This is a genomic window from Pseudomonas sp. GXZC, assembly GCF_026967615.1.
Classification (GTDB): Bacteria; Pseudomonadota; Gammaproteobacteria; order Pseudomonadales; family Pseudomonadaceae; genus Aquipseudomonas; species Aquipseudomonas azotoformans_A.
Genome location: NZ_CP114115.1, coordinates 6,883,458 through 6,903,682, shown reverse-complemented (window position 1 = coordinate 6,903,682; position 20,225 = coordinate 6,883,458). Strand labels below are relative to the sequence as shown.

Genomic DNA, 20,225 nt, shown 5'->3' with positions numbered 1-20,225 from the left:
GTCTCAGGGGTGTATCGCCGTCTGTGAAGGTGGTTTTATCGGGAGGTTATTATTATTGTTGGTCTGTTGTCGACTGCTAATCGGCCCGTTCGGGTCTTTCGTGAACTTGTAATCCAATACTTCCCCGGTGTTCTTGTTGTAAACATCTGGTCGGGCGCTGCCGGCGGTTCCTTTCGGGACCTCGACGCCTTTCAAGTAGGATTTCTCCACCGCCAAGTGAGTCTTTTGACCCGTCATGCGCTGATAGCGGTTTAGCAATTTGTCGGCATAAGTATGCTTTTTACTGCCTTGGACCGGGCCAGTACCTGCAGCACCATGTTTATTTTTAACGCCCCATTTTTCCGCCTTGCTGGCAATTTTCTTGACGAAATCCTTATCCGACAGACTGGCGGCTGTCGGTTTTTTGCTTGTGCATGACAATCCCAGTGGATCTATCCAGGTGATAGGGTTAGGGCCGTACGCGTATAAATTGAGCCCACCCATCAACCCGATAGGATCTGGTGTTGTGAAGCGGCCGATATCCGGGTCATAAAAACGGAAGGTATTGAAGTGAAGCCCGGTTTCTCTATCCAGATACTGGCCTTGGAATCTGAGGTTTTGCTCCTCGATGTAAGAGGGTTCACGGGTTTCCCGTAGGGTGTTTCCCCAGACTCGATAGCTGGCCTGCCACAGTGTTTGGCCGTCGGCTTCAGTGAGCTCTAAAGGGAGGCCATTGAAATCGTTATGGTAGTACCGGATTTTTTGCTGAGCGCCTACGCCGTCTACCTTGGCCAATGGCTCATAGCCGTCTTCTTCATACAGATAGAGGCTGGTCTGGTTGTTTCGGTGTTCTTGCAGGAGCCGTAAGCCATCCCAACTGAAGTGTGTCGTACCGAGTAAGTACCCGTCGCTGCTCGTCTCGCTTTTCTCAATCCGTCGACCCAGCGGGTCGTAGGTCATACGGACCACATTGCCGTTCGGGTTCCGTACTTCGATCAGACGATGCTCAGCGTCATAACGCATGTGCTGTACACCACGATGACCGCTTCGCTTTTCGACCATTCGGCCAAAGCCGTCATAGCGATAACGTTTGTCCTGATAAGTCAGCAGACGGTTATGCACAACCCGTCCACTACCGGATGGCGGCCCATCCAACAAGTTGGCGGCGGCGTCATAGGAAAAGGTTTCGTGCTGCCCCATTCCGCTGTCTTGGCTGGCAATAATCCGGGCGGTGGCATCGTAGTGCAGCAACTGGCGAGCGTGGTTGGCAGGGTGCCGGTCCAATTTAGCGATCAGATTGTCTGCCGTGTCGTATTCGAACTGCTTTTGTAACGATGTCGCTTCCAGCGCTCCCGGGCTGGTCTTGCGGCGTTGTCGTGCACGCAGGCGTCCTGAGCGATCGTAGTTGCTTTGGGTACTGATCTGGCCCTGGGTGCGCAGTACTTCGCGGTGCAGCCGGTCACGCTCGAAATCGCAGATGACTTGGCCATCAAGGTTGATTTGATGCAGGTGACCGCTGCCGTAATAAAGACGATTGATCCAGCGCCCGTCGGGCAGTTTGCTTTGGATCAGGTTCCCCAATTCATCGTAGCGATGTTGCAGTGAGCCCGCTGGGCTCTGTTCTTCCAGCATCTGCCCGAGCGCGTCATACGAGAACCCGAGTGTCTGCGACAGGCCGCGAGTGTCCATGAAGTGGACGCCAGTCAGTTGGTCCAACGTATCGTAGGTGTATTGGGTGTGACCATCGTCGGTTGTCTTGGCGCTCAACCGCCCCATTGCATCGCGTTTGAGGCGATGAACAATGGGTTTGGCAGCTATTTCCGGTACTAGCCCGATCCCGCTGCCGTAAGGTGAGGGAACGCTTTCAAACTGGATGACATTATCCAGGCAGTCGTGTTCATAGCGTTTGGAACTGCCATCCAGGTCCCGTTGCTCGGTCAGGCGATCGCCTGCATCCCATGAGAACCGATAGCTCTCGCCATTCTCGTTGGTCAGAGACAGAAGGCGGCCATAATCATCGTATCCAAACTGCACGTTACGATCGTGGGCATCAGTGCGTTGACGTACCTGGCCACGTCGGGTGTATTGGTAAAAGGTGCTGTGGCCGGCGGGATCCGTGTACCCGACCAGTTGTCCGCTGGCATCGCGCCGATAGTGTTCTTCGCGCCCGTCCGGCAGTTGGACTCCAATCAGCCTGCCCTGCGTGTCGTGCTTGAATTCAGTCCGCTCTCCCAGTGCGTCAGAGATGGCCTGCAAATGTCCGCGTGCGTCATAAATGAACCGGGTGGGCGAGCCTGAGCAATCGACGTGTTCTACCAGTTGCCCTGCCTGGTTCCAGCGGAGCTTTTTATGTTTGCCGCTGGCATCGATGATTTCAACAGGCTGACCGTGAGTGTCGTACTGATAGCGCGTGATGTTGCCCAGAGGGTCGGTCTCACGGATACAGTTGCCCCGCGGGTCATACAGGAATTTCCAACTGTTGCCGGCGGCGTCGGTCTCGACGAGGGGCAAGGCCCAATGATCAAGCCAAAGGGTTGTGTCGCGGCGACCCAGAGGGTCCATTTCGCTGATTAGATTGCCGGATTCGTCGTAACAGTATTCATAGCGTCCGCCTTGCGGGTCTGTTGCGCTGAGCAGTTGGCGTTCGTCGTTCCATTCAAAGAGCCAGGTTTGCCCCAGATTATCGGTGTACTGGGTCACCTGATATTGCGTGTTCCAAACGCGCGTGCTTACCCGCTGTAAGCCGTCAGTGATACGTGTCGTTCCTGCGTTCAGGTCATAGTCGAAGTGATAGCGATCGCCTTCATTGCTCCAATGACCCGTAACGCGCCACTCGACGCCTTCAATCAAGGCCCATTCATAGAAGCAGCGCAGCCCGGTAGGCAGTTGATGCTCCACCATGCGACGCCCGGCGTCGTATGCGAAGCGCCGTTGGACCTGATCCGTAGTGTCACGTACTTCTGCCAGGTCGCCGGCGTGGTCGTAGCCATAGCTGACCAGGACTTCCCGTCGATGATCGGGGTACAGCCGCTCAATCCGATGGACACGGCCTTGCTCGCGAATCAACTCGACTCGAACCAAATCAAACGTGTCGCGCAGCGCCATCAGTTGACCTGCTGCGTCATAGTCCAGATAGATGCGATTGTCGTTGCGGTCACCCAATTGACTCAGGCGCAGCGACGAAGCGTCGCCGGGGGAGGCGTCAAATAGCCGATACAGGCCGTTGTCGCTTTCAATCAATAACTGCCCGTTACGGTGGCGTCGAATGCTCAAACCTTCGCCTGGGCTGAACATTGCACTACCCAACGCCACTGAACCCAGATTGATACGACGGCCCTGCTCGTCGGTGTAGATCAGTTCTTCCCCGCCATCCGGGTGAGACAGTATCTGCACAGCGACTTCATAAGGCACGCTCCAGCCTGCACCGAACAGCCCATCGCGGCGAAGGTCGCGGCTGTTGTAAAAGCGCTGCCAGTCAATCGGCAACAATCCAGGTAAGGAAAAATCCAGGTCGAAATCGCTGCCCAGCACTTTGGCGCCTGTTGCCGCATGCACGGGGTTGGGTGACCCCATTGCAGCGTTTGCCATCGCTCCCATGGCTTGGCTCACCGCGTATGACCCCACGCCACTGAGCAACATGCACGGCAAATTACTCAGCGTTTTTCCCTTCGCGCCCTTGAGCATCATCAGGGCTTCAATCGCCAGCCCCACACCAGGCGTCTTACCGCTGCGAATCTCCTGCACCACTACCGTACCGCCACCAATCGTGACATTTGGCGAAATCAGGCCTGAAGAAACCACCGTCGCATCGCACATACTGCGGTCGCCGCTGCGTACGGCGGGTTGGCCGTTGATGGTGACTTTATCGGAGCCCTCGGCAAGGAGCTGCGGGGGCATTGGCGGGTGGCGGGCGCAGAGGACCAGGTCGGTGGGCAACGGCACGACACCGGGTGCTGGAGAGGCAACGGTAGGGCGCCACAGTTGTGAGAAAAATCCCTCGGCCATGTCGAGGAAGCCGGGCTCTGGCGCCGTTTCGACATCAGGTTCGGGCGCGTCGGGTTCAAACTCGGTCCCGGCGGGCGCGACATGGGAAGGAATTGCACCCGCGGCCCGCGCAGCCGGAATGCTATTGACGAAGGTGTCGGTCGAACCCACCGCAATCGTGGCTTCTACAACGGGGGGAAACAGCGCATTGGCGAAACTCTCACACATTTTGCTGAGGCCCTTGTCGGCCCCCGTCTTGCTCATGGCCATGCCGACGACAATGCCGACCACGGCGCCGAGGATGCAGCCACCAATGCCGGCCGTCGCGACCGTCACACCAATCGCGGCCGCCACCGCAGCAGTCGCCAGTGCCGTGATCGCCACGTTGGCCGCCACCTCCAGCACGCCGCCAAGGATGTCCGCCATCATCGAGGTGTGCGAGAGCGCATCGCCCATCCGGGCGGCCCATAACGCGTCAGACATGCAGGCCGCTCATCAAGAAATAGCGTCGAACGACAGCGAGTTTTTGATCAACGCCCAGTGCGCCGCCTCGGCGTCCCCTAGCTTGTCTGCCTTCACATAACTCAACGCGAGCATCTTGCGCGTACCCGGCAGCACCAGCGCCAACTGGTACTGGAACACCTTGTCATTGCCCTTGTTGAACTGGCTGCGCAGCTCGATGCCTGCCACTTCTTGAGCCGCGCCCAGGCGCACGTCCACGCCCGGCTGATAACGCAGGTCCTGCACCTGTTTTTCCAGGCGCTGGAGTTGGTCATTGAAGTTGCTGTGCAGGGTTTCACCCTCGGCGAGCAGGCTGCGGCTGACGATCAGGGAGGTGCCCAATTCAGGAAACTTGAGGATATTGATCGTTGCGTCCTGCAGCTCACTGGCGGGTAGTTGAAACTGGAATTCGTTGATCCGGTACGTCATGGCAAACAGGTCTCGTCAGGAGCTTTTGGGCGCGGGGAACGCGGCTTTGATATTGGCGTCGATGGCGGCTTTCTGGCCCTGGCCGTCCGGTGTTGCGCCGGGGCCGCCGCCGTTGTTCAGGTGCAGCACGCCGCCGGTGTTGAACTCGGCATCACCGCTGGCATAGAAGCTGATTTGCACGCCCGTGAGGTTGATCTGCCCGCTGGCGTTCAACTCCAGGATGCTTTCGCCGCAGACCAGGCGCAGGTTTTCACCGACTTCGATGACATAGCTCTGGCTGATGCTGTCGGTCTTCCTCTGGCCTACCGAAAGGATGTCTTCCTGCTTGACGATGCGCAGACGGTTGTTGCCGATGGTCACCGTCTCGTTATGGCCAATGCTCTTGTTGCGGTCATGTCCCACCGAATGGCTCTCATCCACCTCGACCACGATGTCCTGATTGCGCTCGGCATGGATGTACAACTGCTCCAACCCCTTCTTGTCCTCCATGCGGATTTCATTGAAGTTGGCCGGTGTGCCGCCCTTGCTCGAACGGCTTTTCATGCCGCTCTGGGTCGCGTTTTCCGGCAGGTCGTAAGGCACGGTCTGTTCGGCGTTGTAGACCCGCCCGGTGATGATCGGCCGGTCGGGGTCACCCTCAAGAAAGCTCACGATCACTTCCTGGCCGATCCGTGGAATCTGCATCGAGCCCCAGTTTTTGCCGGCCCAGGATTGCGACACGCGAATCCAGCACGAGCTGTTCTCGTTGGATTGGTCGTGACGGTCCCAGTAGAAGTGCACCTTCACGCGGCCGTACTGATCGGTCCAGATTTCCTCGCCTTTGGGGCCGACCACCAGTGCGGTCTGCGGGCCTTTGACGATGGGCCGGTGGGTGTTGGCCAGCGGGCGGAAGCTCTGCTGGGCGTCGATGCAGGTGAGGCTGCTTTCGAACTGTGCCGAGCCCGAACCGCCGCCGCTTTCAAGGCTTTCCTGAACGATGTAGTAGCGGCAGCCGACGATCAGGTATTCACGGTTCTGGTCCTGACGACTGAAGCCGGTCAGGCTGAACAAATGCCCCGAGCCCAGGCCGCGAGCATTGCCGCTGAACTCGATCTGTTCATGCAGGGTTTGCAGCGCTTCGATGCGGGTGCGCGCGTAGTGCTCGCCGTCTTCGCTTTGCACGTAGGTGCCGGGGTAGTCGTACAGCGGGTAGTCGCCGGCGGTGTGCGGGCGCGGCATGGCTGAGCGCACGTCGATGCTGGCGCTGGGGCGCTGGAAATCGTAGTCGTTGAGCTCCAGCGAACCCGGCTGCACTTCGTGCGCCAGGTGCCAGTTGTGCATATGGTCGCGTTCGCGCTGCTGCTCGTCCTTGGGGTAGTACGGGATCGACGCATAGCCCGGCACCGTGGTGTGGGCGCCGTAGGCGTCGGCCAACACCAGCACATGGCGGTCCTGCTCATGGCGGAAGAAGTAGTAGATGCCTTCCTGCTCCATCAAGCGGCTGACGAAATCAAAGCTGGTCTCGCGGTACTGCACGCAGTATTCCCACTCGCGGTAGGGCCGGCTCAGGGCGTCTTCGAAGTCGGAAAAACCCAGGTCGCGGAACACCTGCTTGATGATCTGCGGGATGCTCAGGTTCTGGAAAATCCGGCAGTCCGACGTGCGGCTGAGCAACCAAAACCACGGGCGCAGCGTCACCTGATAACTGGCGAACTGGCCCTGGTCGATATTCTGGCTGCACCGCGCGACGATGCCGTGGAAGTGCCGCTCGCTACCGTCCGCCAGTTGCAGGCCCACGCTCATGGGTTTGCCGAGCAACTGGTTGAGATCGATGTTGGCGTCCAGCGACGTCAGTTGCAGCTCGTAATTGAACAGCCTGCCCAGCTCCTCGCCGCCGCCCATTTCATTGAGCAGCAGCACATCCGGCCCGAGGGGGCTGGTGATTTTGGCCAGGCGTGAGGCTTGGTTGAATAGCATCGTTTAGGCCGCGTCGCTGAAGTCGTAGTGCAATTCATTATCCCGGCTGCTGATGCGCACACCCGCCAGCGGCTTGCCTTCGAGCATGCGCGTGAGGAACTCACGGCTCATGTCCGGCAGTAGGCTGTTGGTCAGAATGGTGTCGATCATGCGCCCGCCACTTTCGGTCTCGGTGCACCGCGAGACGATCAGGTCGACCACCGCGTCGTCGTAATCGAACGCCACCTTGTGGGTGGTCTCTACACGCTTCTTGATGCGGCCCAGTTGCAGACGGGTGATTGCCTTGAGCATCTCGTCGCTCAGCGGGTAGTAAGGGATGGTCACCAGACGGCCGAGCAGGGCTGGCGGGAAGATTTCCAGCAGCGGCTGGCGCAGGGCCTTGGCGATTTCTTCCGGCTCCGGCACGTTCGCCGGGTCTTTGCACACGTGGGAAATCAGCTCGGTACCGGCGTTGGTGGTCAGCAGGATCAGGGTGTTCTTGAAGTCGATCACCCGGCCTTCGCCGTCCTCCATCACGCCCTTGTCGAACACCTGGAAGAAGATCTCATGCACGTCCGGGTGGGCTTTTTCCACCTCGTCCAGCAGCACCACACTGTAGGGCTTGCGCCGCACGGCTTCGGTCAGCACGCCGCCTTCGCCGTAGCCGATATAACCCGGTGGCGCGCCCTTGAGGGTCGACACTGTGTGGGCTTCCTGGAATTCGCTCATGTTGATGGTAATGACGTTCTGCTCACCGCCGTACATGGCTTCGGCCAGGGCCAGGGCGGTTTCGGTCTTGCCCACCCCGGAGGTGCCGGCCAGCATGAACACGCCAATCGGCTTGCTCGGGTTGTCGAGGGCGGCGCGGGAGGTCTGGATGCGCTTGGCGATCATCTGCAGGGCATGGTCCTGGCCGATGATGCGTTTTTTCAGGTGCTGGTCGAGGTTGAGCACCGTCTCCAGTTCATTGCGCGCCATGCGGCCCACCGGGATGCCGGTCCAATCAGCGACCACCGAGGCCACGGCCTGGTAATCCACGGTCGGCAGGATCAGCGGGGTTTCGCCCTGCAGGGCGCTCAGGCGTTGTTGCAGGTCGACCAGTTGAGCGCGCAATTCATCGTTGCCACTGTCCACCACACCGGCTTTTTCGCGCAAGGTTGCACGGGTGGCGAGCAGCTCGTCCACCAGGGCTTTCTCTTCGGCCCAGCGGCTTTCCAAGGTCGCCAGACGCTCACGCTCAGCGCTCAACAGCGCCTCGGTGTTGGTCTGACGCGCACCAATCGCAATGCCGATGGCATGCTCACGGGCGATGATTTGCAACTCGGTTTCCAGCGCCTCGATGCGACGGCGGCTGTCGTCCACCTCCGCCGGCACCGCGTGCAGGCTGATGGCGACGCGGGCGCAGGCGGTGTCCAGCAGGCTCACGGATTTGTCCGGCAACTGGCGCGCCGGGATGTAGCGGTGGGACAGCTTCACCGAAGCTTCCAGGGCTTCGTCGAGGATCTGCACCTGGTGGTGTTTTTCCATAGTCGACGCCACGCCACGCATCATCAGCAGCGCCTTGTCTTCCGACGGCTCGGCCACCTGTACCACCTGGAAGCGACGGGTCAGGGCCGGGTCTTTCTCGATGTGTTTCTTGTATTCGGCCCAGGTGGTCGCGGCCACGGTGCGCAGGGTGCCGCGAGCCAATGCAGGCTTGAGCAGGTTGGCTGCATCGCCAGTCCCGGCGGCGCCACCTGCACCGACCAGCGTATGCGCTTCGTCGATAAACAGGATGATCGGCTTGGGCGACGCCTGCACGTCTTCGATGACCTGGCGCAGGCGCTGTTCGAACTCGCCTTTCATGCTCGCGCCAGCTTGCAGCAGGCCGACGTCGAGGCTGCGCAGTTCCACGTCTTTCAGGGCTGGCGGCACGTCACCGGCAACGATGCGCAGGGCGAAACCTTCGACCACGGCGGTCTTGCCCACCCCGGCTTCACCGGTGAGGATCGGGTTGTTCTGGCGGCGACGCATGAGGATGTCGACCAGTTGGCGGATCTCTTCGTCACGGCCAACAATCGGGTCGAGTTTGCCGCTGCGCGCCTGTTCGGTCAGGTCAACGGTGAAGCGCTTGAGCGCTTCCTGCTTGCCCATTGCGCTCGGCGCCATGGCACCGCTGGCTTCACCGGGCACGGCACCGGCATTAAAACCATCGCTGGCGCTCAAGGCGTTTTCCGGCGAATCACCCACGTATTCGTCAAAGCGTTCGCTCAGGGCTTCCGCCTTGATCTTGTCGAACTCGGCAGACAAGCCCAACAGCGCATGGCGCAGGCTTGGCGTCTTCAGGATGCCCAACACCAGGTAGCCAGTGCGCACCTGGCTTTCACCAAACATCAGGCTGCCGTAGACCCAACCGCGCTCAACGGCCTCTTCCACATGGGAGGACAGGTCGGTGATCGAGGTCGAGCCGCGCGGCAAACGGTCCAACGCTTCGGTCAGGTCACGAGCCAGGCGCGCCGGCTCCACGTTGAACTGACGGATGATGCGGTGCAGGTCCGAGTCCTGCAGTTGCAGCAACTGATGAAACCAGTGGGCCAGTTCCACATACGGGTTGCCCCGCAGTTTGCAGAACACGGTGGCGGCTTCGATGGCCTTGTAGGCCACGCTGTTGAGTTTGCCGAACAGTGCGGCGCGACTGATTTCACCCATGCTCTGGATTCCTTGAGGTGGTGGCGTGATCGGCGTAATGCCGGGCCAGGATTAGGTCGTTGGCGTCATGCTCGGGCTTGCCGAGCCAGGTGTTGAAGCCCAGGCGGAACTGACCATTGAGTTGCAGCGCCGGCACTTCGGGTTGTTGCAAAACCAGGTTGAGGTCCCAGTCCAGTTCATGGCCCAGGTACTCGGCCACCCATGCCACCAACTCGTTGAACGGCGGGTGGCCGGGCAGCATGCCCATGTAGTCATCCAGCGTGAGCGGGCCCAGGCGGATGCGGAATTTGTGCTGGCGGTCCCACACGAAACTGCCCAGGCAAAAGTCCACGCCCAGGCGGTTGGCGCTCACGCTGACGCGGCTGCGCTCAGGCAACTCCAGCCATTGGCCGACGTATTCTTCAATCTCCACCGGCAGGCCAAAGTACTCGCTGAGAATGGCTTTCAGGCCGTCTGGATAGCGGGTTTGCGCCGACAGGTGGCCGCTGTAATGCAGCTTCGCAGTGTCCGGGATGAGCCCCTGATTCAGCAGGCTCGGCATGCCCCGTCCACTCAACGCAGCGAGGCGCGCGGACCAGTAATCATCATCCGGTCGGTCGTGGCTGACCGTCGGTCGCGCCTCGGCCCAGGCCCGGTAAAACAGGCTGAGCAGGCGATGGTGGAACACATCCAGGAACTGTTTGCTGGTGCTGTCGGCGTTGTTGCGCTGACGCTCGCGCACGTATTCGGTGATGTGCAGCGGCAGCGGGCCGTTGGGGCCGCCAAGGCCAAAGAAGAATTGCTCCAGCCGTGCCGGCTTGCCGTCGCCACCGGGATCGACCGAGGCCAGGGTGGCCGGCGCAAAGGTGCAATCGGCCTGTTGCCCCAGGCGCAGCGGGTCATCCGCCAGGCGCAGGGAATGGCCCAGGCGCGGTAGCTCCGGCGATTCGCACTCGATACGCCGCAGCGCCTGGAAGAAATCGTATTCCCAGGGCTCCTGATGCATCGCATCCAGTGTGTTCACAGGGTCGGACGCCGTCCGGGCTTGGCTTTCCATCGCATGATCTCGCCGCGTTCGGTGGTACGGATCACCGTCTCGGTAAAACTGTTGATCGACACGTAGCGTGCCAGGAAGCGCTCCAGCACCGCACCGAGCAGGAACACGCCGGTGCCGCGAAACGCGTTTTCATCGAATTCCAAGGTGATTTCCAGGCCACGGCCAAACACGATCGGGCCGGGCATCGGCAAGCGTCGGGTCACGGCTTTGCTGCTCACCTCGCGCAGGCCTTCGATCTGCAATTGCAGGGCGGCGTCGTTGCTGTCGCCGTACAGGCGCAGCAGTTCGCGCAAGGCTGCCGCGCCCTGGCCCTGTTCGCTCAGGGACAGGTAGTTGAGCGAGAGCTGGCTGATCAAGCGCCAGGCCTTGGCGTCATGGGCATGGCTGGCGCGCGGGCGGCTCGGGCCTGCCACGCAACGCACGGATAACACCGGGGCGCTGTCGGCGAGCGTGAAGTCGGTCTTGCCGTTGCCGATGCTCATGAACAGGGGCAAATCGCGGTTGGTGCACAGCGCCGTCACGCCGAGTTGGCGCAGGTCATGGCCGTAGGGCGCTTGGCGGCTGTCCACCAGGCTGACAAAGGTCTCGCTGCCCACATAGGTGGAGCGTGGGCCGTTGCGGCGCTGGTCGCTGGACAGCACGCGGGGCTCGCGGCGCACCGTGTAATACGCCTGGTCGCGGCCGTAGCGCGACGGATCACGCACCGCATAGAACGGCAAAAACGGTTGCTCCGGCCCTGTGCCGTGGCCGGTGATGCCGCTCAACGAGTGAATCTCGAAATCCATCGGCCGTGTGCGGTCGGCGATCACATGGTGTTCGTTGACCCGGTCGGACAAGTGGATACGGTCGACGCGCTTGGGGAACAGGTTGATTGCCGGCGTGCAGAACGGCAGGAACTGCGCCGCGCCGACGCTGCCTTCCAGGCTTGGCTCATGACGGTCGAACAACACGATCAGCTCCAGCTCCTGGCCGTCGCAGCGTTTGACCGCACGGCTCAGTTCAGCGAACTCGACGAACAGGTAACGGTGGGGCAGGGCGAAGTATTCCTGCAACAGGCGATAGCCCTGGAACACGCGTGCGACCACCGGCATGGCGGCGTCGGCATCGTCAAAGCCACGGGAGCGCAGTGCATCCTGCGGCAGGCGCTCGACCCAATCGCCACCCGGCTTGCGTGCAAACACCGCGCAGGCGTTGCCCAGCAGTTGCTCGTAGAGGCGGAACGGTTGCTCGTCGGCACCGCTGAGGTAGAGCGGCAGGTTATCCAGGTCGAGGCTGTTGAAGGGCAATTCGGCGCCGGTGCGCAGGGTCAGGCGCAGACCGGCCTTGGCCTTCGGCTCACTGGCGGCCAGGCGCCCCAACACGGCGGCAGGGTTGCCGAAGTATTCGGCGTTGCTCACCTGCAACGGCCACAGCGTCACCGGGTGCGCGGTGCGGTACTCGCAGCAGGTCTGGGTTTCGCGGCCCAGCGCGGCCCGCAAAACGGTGTCGCGGGGCAGCGGGAAACCACTGGCCAACGAGCCTTCGTCCGGGTCGGTCTGCAATTGCACCACGGTCATCGATGGCGTGGGCGCCAGGTAATGCGGGTAGGCAATTTCCAGCAGGTTGTGGGTGAAGGTCGGGTACTCGGCGTCGAGCTTGAGCTGCACGCGGGCCGTGAGGTAGGCAAAGCCCTCGAGCAAACGTTCGACGTACGGGTCGGCGCAGTCCATACCGGACAGGGTCAGCCGACTGGCGATCTTCGGGTATTCCTTGGCGAACTCGGCGGCGCTTTCGCGCACGTGGTGCAGTTCTTGGTTGTACAGCTCCAGCAGGCGCGGGTTCATGGGCGTCTCCGCTGGTCAGCGTTCACTACACGCACGTGGCCGGACTCCAGGTCGAGGTCGGTTTGCAGCAGCAGGCGCAACGGCACCGGCTGTGCCCACAGGTCGCCTTCGATCTCGAAACTCAGCGCGTTATGGTTCATCTCGCCATGGCCGACGCGGGCTTTGACGCGCAGGGTGTGGCGCAGAATGCGCGGTTCAAAGGTGGCGATAGCCTGGTAGATCAAGGCCTCCAGGGCTTTGATATCCACACTGGAAACACTGTTGCCCGCCAGCGCCGGCAAGCCGTAGTTGACCACCGACGTACCGGCCGGGGTGTGCAACGTGGCATCGGCGTCGAGCAACGACGTGGTGTTGAGCAGCCACGCCAGGTCGCGCAGCACCGAGGCTTTCAATTGGGTCAGGGACAGCACGCGTTTGTCGGCGCTTTCCTTGGGATTGGTTGGATCGTCGTCGGTCAGCCGGTCCAGCAGGGACGGTTGCAGACGGTCGCGGGAAGCGATTTCAGTGACCACCAAAGCGGCTCCACGGACGGGGTGTGAGAGGGACAAGTGGGCTGTGGCCGTGGCGCGAAGCCACGGCCTCAAGGGCTATCAGCGCTTGGTGTTGGAACGGATGTTCCAGCCAAACTTGATCGCGCCGCCGTCTTTGGTGCCGTCGGCTTTCTGCGGCTGGTAGTCAACCATCACTTGGGCGAAGTTCAGGGTGACGTTCTCGGTCAGGCGGTCATCGGTGCCCGAACCGCCGGTGCTCAGGGAAGTCACCAGCACTTCTTCCAGGTTGATCACCATGTACTCGACCTGGCTTTCGCCGCCGGCCTTGCGCACGGTCAGCTTGACCTTGTCGATGTGCTTGCCGCTGGCGCAGTGCATCATCAGGTTCGGCGACGCTTTGTCGACGTATTTGGTCAGCGACAGGTCCTGGATATTCACCTTGCCCGCGCCGCCGCCACCGCCCACGTGCATGTTGCCGGACTGGGCCATGCCCCAGCTCCAGTTCAGCACGTCGATTTCGTCCTTGTGGGCCTTGTCCATGGACTCGCCCTTGATGTCGCCGATCTTGATGAAAATATCAACAGCCATGTTTTCTCCCTGTGTGGTCTCAGCCACGATATTTGGTGTTGAGTGCTCCCTGTCCGGGCGCACTCAGATCAGGATGCTTACGCGCTTTTCGCCGAAGGCAGCTTCGATACCAGGCGCAGCGACACCGTCAGCCCTTCAAGCTGGTAGTGCGGGCGCAGGTAGAACTTGGAGTTGTAGTAACCCGGGTTGCCTTCGACTTCTTCCACGATCACTTCGGCAGCCGCCAATGGGTGCTGGGCCTTGGTGGTTTCGGTGGAGTGCGCAGGGTCACCGTCCACGTAGTTGAGGATCCAGTCCTGCAACCAGCGCTGCATTTCGTCCTTCTCTTTGAAGGAACCGATCTTGTCGCGCACGATGCACTTCAAGTAATGGGCGAAACGGCAGGTGGCGAACAGGTACGGCAGGCGCGCGGCCAGGTTGGCGTTGGCGGTGGCGTCCGGGTCATCGTATTCGGCCGGTTTCTGCAGCGACTGGGCGCCAATGAACGCAGCGAAGTCAGTGTTTTTCTTGTGCAACAGCGGCATGAAACCGTTCTTCGCCAGCTCCGCTTCACGGCGGTCGCTGATGGCGATTTCGGTCGGGCATTTCATGTCCACGCCACCGTCATCGGTAGGGAACGTGTGCGCCGGCAGGTTTTCCACTTCACCGCCAGACTCGATGCCACGGATGCGCGAGCACCAGCCGTAGTGTTTGAACGAACGGTTGATGTTCACCGCCATCGCGTACGCGGCGTTGGCCCAGGTGTACTTGGAGCTGTCGGCACCGTCGGTGTTTTCTTCGAAGGCGAAGGCTTCCACCGGGTCGGTCTTGGCGCCGTACGGCAGGCGCGCCAGGAAGCGCGGCATGGTCAGGCCGATGTAGCGCGAGTCTTCCGATTCACGCAGGGAACGCCAGCCGGCGTATTCCGGGGTGGTGAAGATCTTGGTCAGGTCGCGCGGGTTCGACAGTTCTTGCCACGAGCCCATGCCCATCACAGTCGGCGAAGCCGCAGCGATGAACGGGGAGTGCATGGCGGCGCAGACTTTCGACAGCTCGCCCAGCAGTTCCACGTCCGGTGGCGACTGGTCGAAGTAGTAGTCGCCCACCAGGCAGCCGTAAGGTTCGCCGCCGAACTGGCCGTATTCTTCTTCGTACATCTTCTTGAAGATCGGGCTCTGGTCCCACGCGGTGCCCTTGAATTTCTTCAAGGTCTTGTGCAAGTCCGGCTTGGAGATGTTGAGCACGCGGATCTTCAGCTGCTCATCGCTCTCGGTGTTGTTGACCAAGTAGTGCAGGCCACGCCAGGCGCTTTCCAGCTGCTGGAAATCCTGGTGATGGATGATCTGGTTGACCTGGGCGGTCAGCTTGGCGTCGATGGCGGCGATGATCGATTCGATCGACTTGATCGCGTCATTGGACACCAGGTCGGTCTGCGCCAGAGCCTGTTCGGCCAAGGTGCGCACGGCGGTTTCCACGGCTTCGCGGGCACGCTCGGTCTTGGGTTTGAACTCTTGCAGCAGCAGGTTGGCGAACTCGCTGGCTTCTTCGGTGGCACCCAGGATCTGGCTGCCTTCGCGGGCGGTATTGTCGGTCATGATTACTGATCCCCTGCAGGCTTCGGCGCGCTGGCAAGTGCCTGGAGCAGTGCCGGGTCCTTGATCGCCTTCATGATGATTTCTTCAGCGCCGGTCTTGCCGTCCATGTAGGTCAGCAGGTTGGCCAGCTGGGTGCGGGCTTCGAGCAGTTGGTTCAGCGAGTCGACCTTGCGGGCCACGGCGGCCGGGCTGAAGTCGTCCATGCTTTCGAAGGTGATGTCCAGGCTCAGGTTGCCTTCGCCGGTCAGCTCGTTCGGTACGTGAAACGCCACGCGCGGCTGCATGGCCTTGAGGCGCGAGTCGAAATTGTCGACGTCCACTTCAAGGAACTTGCGGTCGGCCACCGGCGCCAGAGGCTCGGCGGGCTTGCCGGCGAGGTCGGCCATCACGCCCATCACGAAGGGCAGCTGGACCTTTTTCTCGGCGCCGTAAAGCTCGACGTCGTACTCGATCTGCACTCGAGGCGCGCGGTTGCGCGCGATGAATTTCTGAGAACTTTGCTTCGCCACGTTGCTGCTCCTGGTCGCTTGAGCGACGGTGTTGTTACTGCACTGTCGGGCGGCTTACTCGCCGTCCGGGCCGCGCAGGTTTTCAAATTGGGACATGCCGTCGGGAATCAGATTGCGCACGATGGCCGCGAAGTCGGCGTGCACCAGATGCTTGGCCCGGTTCAACAGCACCGGCAGCGGGCTCGAAGGCTCGTACCGGGTGTAGTACGCAAGGATCTTGTCGAGGCTGCGCAGCACGTCGTCGCGGCTGGCGATATCGCCCACCGGGCGCGGTGCTGCGGGCGCAGCGGCGAAGTCGGCCGAGGGGGCATTGTCGTCACTGACGGCCTCGGGTTCGCTGCTGCTGTCGGTGCCGGGCACCGCTTGATTGAGGATCTGCAACGCTTGTTTGAGCGGTTGCTTCAAGGCACTGAGGTCCACGCCCTGGGCGGAACCGACCTGATCGTTGACCTGCCGTTCGATGGCTTCACACGCCGCACGCGCAGCAATCAGCGCGTCGCGGGTGGCTTGCAGGTGCTCGGGGTCGCTGTCGAGGAACGCGGCGTTGAGCTGCTGGGCGCCGAGTTGCTCGTCGGGGAAGCTCAACAGGCCGCTGGCGTTGAGCGCCGCGCGCAGACTCACGGGGCCGAAGGTGCGCGAACGCGTGAGGATGCTTTCGCGCAGCAAGCGAATATTGGTGTCGCAGGTCAGGCCGGTGAGGGCGTTGATGCGCACAGTGGGGTCGTTGTCGTCGTCGGCATCCAGGCGCGGGTGCAGGTCGGCCCAGTAATCGCGCAGCAACGCGTCGATCAGCGTCAGTGCTTCGGCAAGGCCAGCGACGCCTTGGAGGGCGAGGGCGCTTTGCAGCAGGAAATGGGTGATGCGCAGGTCTTTGCTGCGCGCGAGCAAGTCGAGGCTTTGCTGCTGGATGCTGCGCCATTCCGGCGGTTCAGCGGGCAGGATGGAGTCGCCCATGCTGCGCTCGGGTTGGCCCTTGGCATCACGCTCCAATTGCAGAAATTGCGCGTCATATTCCATGTCTTCGCCACACGGCGAAGTCGCGGAAACGGCGGTGAGCAGCAACGGCACATCCACTGAATTTGATCTCCCTATCAGCCCGTTAGATGGCGGGCAATTCATGCATTAGTTACGCGAGGAACTTTGCATGTTTTCTTGGTCATATAAGCGAGATGCCACTAATGTGCCATCACTGGTATTCAAGAAGTTGTGCATTTTTGGTGTAGTACTTACGCCTTGTCAAGGTAAGCTATTCGCCCTCTGTGACAGATGTGCGGTGCTTAACAACCTGCGCGACTGGTGGGTCGAACGACGCACCGGGACAGGATTTTTGTCATAGAACCCAGTTAAGATCAGCGATCATGCTGGCATTGGCAGGTTTTAGACGGTCGATTGCTCGACCTGATGGCGATATCCCGGGAGGCGCTGTCCTGGGAATCGACCGCGCGCGAAGTATCAGCAAGGAGGCAAGATGTCGCTGTGTTTGACTATCACTAGTTATCACAAGATTACCCCTGGGCAGTGCTCCGAAAAGTCCATCAATCAGGGCTCGATGGCTATTGGCCGCAGTTCCGATAATGACTGGGTATTACCTGACCCAGAGCGCCTGGTCTCCTCGCAACATTGCGTTATTCAATACAAAGATGGCCGTTATTATCTAACGGATAACAGTACAAACGGAGTGGAGTTGGTTAACGCCGGTATTCGTTTGCGTAGAGGTAATAGCGAGCTGCTGCAAGATGGCGAGTTGATCCGCATCGGCGATTACGAGATCCAGGCGCGTATCGACTTCAACGTGCAGGCCGTCGACAGCCAGCCGTTTGCCGGCGACTCACCGAACAGCTTTGAAGCGCTGATGGGCGCCGTGGCGAGCAAGCCTGCGCCGGTGCCGGTGATCGCCCCGCAGTTCCAGGGCGCTTCGTCGATGGACACGCTGCCGGACCTGTTCGACTTCCTCAGCCCCACCGCCGTGCCGCCGCCGACTGTGCCGGACCACGTGCCGTCCGAGCAGCATGACTTCCGGCCACCGAGGCCGGTTGCGGTCGAGAAACCCGTGGTTTCAGGCTCGGTGATTCCCGAAGATTGGGACCTGTTTGGCGACACGCCCGCGCCCATCGCGCCACCGCCCGCACCGGTCATTGCGCCGCCACCTGCGGTCGAGCCTGTGACAGACACTCAGCAACCCGACCTGCTGCAAGCCTTCCTGCGCGGCGCCGGCCTCGATCAGTTGCGCCTGGACAAAGCCCAGGCCGAGGCCCAGATGGAAAATATTGGCCGCAGTTATCGCCTGATGGTCGAAGGCCTGATCGACGTGTTGCGTGCCCGCGCCAGCCTCAAAGGCGAGTTCCGCATGCAGCAGACCATGATCCAGCCCGCCGAAAACAATCCGTTGAAATTCGCCCCGAATGCCGACGAAGCGCTACTGCTGCTCCTGCGCCACGGCAACCAGGCGTTTATGGCGCCGGATGCCGCCGTGCGTGACAGTTTCAACGATCTACGCGCCCACCAACTGGCGGTGATGGCCGGTGTGGAAGCGGCGATCAAACACCTGCTCACGCGCTTTGAACCGGCGCAACTGGAAGAGCGCATGGGCAAGCCCGGCGGGCTCTCGAGTATTTTCAATGGCTCACGCCAAGCCCAGTACTGGCAGCAATTCACCGAGCTCTACAGCAATATTTCCCGCGAGGCCCAGGAAGATTTCCAGGACCTGTTCGGCCGTGAATTCAGCCGGGCCTACGAAGAACACAGCGCACGACAGCGTCGGTAAACCCGCGCCGCAACACATGGATTAACGGATAGCTAAGTACGTCATTGAGGACGCAGGATGATTCCCAGGTTTTTACTCGTAGCCGCCACCTTGCTGCTGCTGACGGCGTGTGCCAAAGACGCCGCCAAACCCGAAACCAGCGCTGAGGCCGAAGCAGAGACGGCCGCCGTCGAGCTGCACTTTCATGCGATCAACGGGCTCAACCCCGGTGCCAACGGCCAGGCCGCGCCGGTGCGTGTGCGCATCTTCGAGCTGAAAAACGCCGCCACCTTCGCCCGTTCCGATTACTTCGCCCTGGCCGACCGCGCCCAATCGACCCTTGGCCTGGACCTGCTGGACCAGGACGAAGTGATGGTGCAGCCCGGCGAGCAACTGAGCCTCCAGCGCGACCTCGACCCGTCCACACGCCAGATCGGCTTGCTGGTGGGCTATCGCGAGCTGGACCGCGCGCAATGGCGCACGGTGATCAACGTGCCCGCGCGCCAATACACCGAATACCAGATCAGCCTCGATGTGCGTGCCGTGCGCGCCGACGTCGTGGTCACCCCATCCAGCCCTGCCCAATAAGAAGCAATCGGAGCCCCCATGTCCTGGAACAATCGCGTGGTCTGGTCGGAAGGCATGTTCATCGGAACGCAGCACTTCCAGCAGCATGACCGTTACCTGGAAAACCTGATCGATGCCCGCAGCCGCCCGTTGTCTGCCGGGGCCTGGGGCTTTTCCGAGCTGCTGATCGACCAGGGCCTGTTGGCCCAGGGCAAGCTAGCGATTGTCTCGGCGCGTGGCCTGTTGCCCGACGGTACGCCGTTCAACATTCCCCAGGACGACCTGGCGCCGAGCCCGCTGAACATCGATGACAACCTGCGCGACGGTCTGGTGTACCTGGCGCTGCCGCTCAAGCGTGCCGGCGCCCGCGATACCGTGGAGGAAGGCGAAGCCCTGGAAGCGGCGCGTTATGTGAGCCAGGTTCGCGAGGTGCGTGACGACAACGCCCCCTTCGAAAACCGTGCCCCGGTGGCCGTCGGCGCCCGCGCCCTGCGCCTGCTGACCGCCCAGGACGGCATCAGCGATTACGCCGCTATTGGCCTGGTGCGCATCAAGGAAAAACGCGCCGACCGCGCGCTGGTCATCGACGACACCTACATCCCGCCCGTGCTGGACGTGGCGGCGAGCAAACCGCTGACGGCATTTCGCAGCGAGCTGCTTGGCCTGCTGCATCAGCGCGGCGAAGCCCTGGCGGGGCGTGTGGTCGCTTCGGGCGCCGGTGGCGCGTCGGAGATTGCCGATTTCATGCTGCTGCAACTGGTCAACCGCGCCCAACCGCTGATCCAGCATTTGAGCCAGTTGAGTCCACTGCACCCGGAGCGCTTCTTCAGTGAATTGGTCAGCCTGGCCGGTGAGTTCTCGACCTTCTCCACCTCAGGCCGCCGTCCCCAGGAATACCCGCAGTACCAGCACGACGACCTGGCCCTGAGCTTTGCCCCGGTGATGGCCGCCCTGCGTGAAGCGCTGTCGATGTTGATCGACAGCAAGGCCACGCCGATCCCGATTGTCGAGAAAGCCTACGGCGTCCACGTGGCGATGCTGGCCGACAAGACCCTGCTCGACAACGCCAGCTTCATCCTGGTGGTGCGTGCCGATGTTCCCGGCGAAACCCTGCGCGCGCGCTTCGGCCAGCAGAGCAAAGTCGGTTCGGTGGAGCACATCCGCGACCTGGTCAACCTGCAACTGCCGGGCATCACCCTGTTGCCTCTGCCCGTGGCGCCGCGCCAATTGCCGTACCACGCAGGTTCCACCTACTACGAGCTGGATCGCGGCAGCGAGGCCTGGCAACAGCTGGGTAACTCCGGTGGTTTTGCCTTCCACATCGCCGGGCAGTTCCCGGGCTTGAACCTGGCCTTCTGGGCGATCCGAGGATAATCCG

The 20,225-nt window shown here is 61.4% G+C and carries 14 protein-coding genes; 3 read left to right on the top strand and 11 right to left on the bottom strand.

What is annotated here, in order from left to right; all coding sequences use genetic code 11:
* Nucleotides 1-3: 3 nt before the first annotated feature.
* From OZ428_RS32675 to tssA, 11 genes are all read right to left on the bottom strand, one after another.
* Nucleotides 4-4,446 carry an RHS repeat-associated core domain-containing protein gene (locus OZ428_RS32675; protein WP_269132329.1) on the bottom strand — a complete coding sequence of 1,481 codons (4,443 nt, stop codon included), beginning with the start codon at nt 4,444-4,446 and terminating at the stop codon, nt 4-6.
* Between the two features lie 12 nt (nt 4,447-4,458).
* A complete protein-coding gene (locus OZ428_RS32670) occupies nt 4,459-4,893 on the bottom strand; it encodes a DcrB-related protein (RefSeq protein ID WP_061434633.1) in 435 nt (144 codons plus the stop codon).
* Between the two features lie 15 nt (nt 4,894-4,908).
* Nucleotides 4,909-6,849 (bottom strand): type VI secretion system Vgr family protein, encoded by a 1,941-nt coding sequence (locus OZ428_RS32665; RefSeq protein ID WP_269132328.1) that lies wholly within the window; start codon nt 6,847-6,849, stop codon nt 4,909-4,911.
* A gap of 3 nt (nt 6,850-6,852) precedes the next feature.
* The gene (tssH, locus tag OZ428_RS32660; protein WP_269132327.1) at nt 6,853-9,516 is read right to left on the bottom strand and encodes a type VI secretion system ATPase TssH; all 2,664 of its coding nucleotides are present in this window, start codon (nt 9,514-9,516) and stop codon (nt 6,853-6,855) included.
* Complete coding sequence (tssG, locus tag OZ428_RS32655) at nt 9,509-10,552, bottom strand: type VI secretion system baseplate subunit TssG (RefSeq protein ID WP_133075583.1); 1,044 nt, start codon at nt 10,550-10,552, stop codon at nt 9,509-9,511. Before tssG ends, tssH begins: the two co-directional genes overlap by 8 nt.
* A complete protein-coding gene (tssF, locus tag OZ428_RS32650; RefSeq protein ID WP_269132326.1) occupies nt 10,516-12,375 on the bottom strand; it encodes a type VI secretion system baseplate subunit TssF in 1,860 nt (619 codons plus the stop codon). The genes tssG and tssF overlap by 37 nt, the downstream gene beginning before the upstream one ends.
* The gene (gene tssE, locus OZ428_RS32645; protein ID WP_005792513.1) at nt 12,372-12,887 is read right to left on the bottom strand and encodes a type VI secretion system baseplate subunit TssE; all 516 of its coding nucleotides are present in this window, start codon (nt 12,885-12,887) and stop codon (nt 12,372-12,374) included. The genes tssF and tssE overlap by 4 nt, the downstream gene beginning before the upstream one ends.
* Nucleotides 12,888-12,965: 78 nt before the next feature.
* A complete protein-coding gene (locus OZ428_RS32640; protein ID WP_005792512.1) occupies nt 12,966-13,454 on the bottom strand; it encodes an Hcp family type VI secretion system effector in 489 nt (162 codons plus the stop codon).
* 77 nt (nt 13,455-13,531) lie between these two features.
* The gene (tssC, locus tag OZ428_RS32635) at nt 13,532-15,028 is read right to left on the bottom strand and encodes a type VI secretion system contractile sheath large subunit (RefSeq protein WP_010207548.1); all 1,497 of its coding nucleotides are present in this window, start codon (nt 15,026-15,028) and stop codon (nt 13,532-13,534) included.
* A gap of 2 nt (nt 15,029-15,030) precedes the next feature.
* Nucleotides 15,031-15,537 carry a type VI secretion system contractile sheath small subunit gene (gene tssB / locus OZ428_RS32630; protein ID WP_010207547.1) on the bottom strand — a complete coding sequence of 169 codons (507 nt, stop codon included), beginning with the start codon at nt 15,535-15,537 and terminating at the stop codon, nt 15,031-15,033.
* A gap of 54 nt (nt 15,538-15,591) precedes the next feature.
* On the bottom strand, nt 15,592-16,611 hold the full coding sequence (tssA, locus tag OZ428_RS32625; RefSeq protein ID WP_178951073.1) for a type VI secretion system protein TssA: 1,020 nt from the start codon (nt 16,609-16,611) through the stop codon (nt 15,592-15,594).
* 394 nt (nt 16,612-17,005) lie between these two features.
* Between tssA and tagH the strand changes: the two genes are divergently transcribed.
* The 3 genes from tagH to tssK are packed head-to-tail and all read left to right on the top strand — an operon-like array spanning nt 17,006 to nt 20,221.
* Complete coding sequence (tagH, locus tag OZ428_RS32620) at nt 17,006-18,301, top strand: type VI secretion system-associated FHA domain protein TagH (RefSeq protein WP_269132325.1); 1,296 nt, start codon at nt 17,006-17,008, stop codon at nt 18,299-18,301.
* Nucleotides 18,302-18,358: 57 nt separating this feature from the next.
* Nucleotides 18,359-18,868, top strand: a complete 510-nt coding sequence (gene tssJ / locus OZ428_RS32615; RefSeq protein WP_133075578.1) for a type VI secretion system lipoprotein TssJ — start codon at nt 18,359-18,361, stop codon at nt 18,866-18,868.
* A gap of 18 nt (nt 18,869-18,886) precedes the next feature.
* Entirely contained in the window at nt 18,887-20,221 is a 1,335-nt protein-coding gene (gene tssK / locus OZ428_RS32610; protein WP_038843489.1) for a type VI secretion system baseplate subunit TssK, read from the top strand.
* The last annotated feature ends 4 nt before the right edge of the window (nt 20,222-20,225 follow it).

Coding starts and splice junctions, on each gene's coding strand:
- OZ428_RS32675 (WP_269132329.1), bottom strand. CDS start 4,446: ATGTCTGACGCGTTATGGGCCGCCCGGATGGGCGATGCGCTCTCGCAC.
- OZ428_RS32670 (WP_061434633.1), bottom strand. CDS start 4,893: ATGACGTACCGGATCAACGAATTCCAGTTTCAACTACCCGCCAGTGAG.
- OZ428_RS32665 (WP_269132328.1), bottom strand. CDS start 6,849: ATGCTATTCAACCAAGCCTCACGCCTGGCCAAAATCACCAGCCCCCTC.
- tssH (WP_269132327.1), bottom strand. CDS start 9,516: ATGGGTGAAATCAGTCGCGCCGCACTGTTCGGCAAACTCAACAGCGTG.
- tssG (WP_133075583.1), bottom strand. CDS start 10,552: ATGGAAAGCCAAGCCCGGACGGCGTCCGACCCTGTGAACACACTGGAT.
- tssF (WP_269132326.1), bottom strand. CDS start 12,375: ATGAACCCGCGCCTGCTGGAGCTGTACAACCAAGAACTGCACCACGTG.
- OZ428_RS32640 (WP_005792512.1), bottom strand. CDS start 13,454: ATGGCTGTTGATATTTTCATCAAGATCGGCGACATCAAGGGCGAGTCC.
- tssC (WP_010207548.1), bottom strand. CDS start 15,028: ATGACCGACAATACCGCCCGCGAAGGCAGCCAGATCCTGGGTGCCACC.
- tagH (WP_269132325.1), top strand. CDS start 17,006: ATGTCGCTGTGTTTGACTATCACTAGTTATCACAAGATTACCCCTGGG.
- tssJ (WP_133075578.1), top strand. CDS start 18,359: ATGATTCCCAGGTTTTTACTCGTAGCCGCCACCTTGCTGCTGCTGACG.
- tssK (WP_038843489.1), top strand. CDS start 18,887: ATGTCCTGGAACAATCGCGTGGTCTGGTCGGAAGGCATGTTCATCGGA.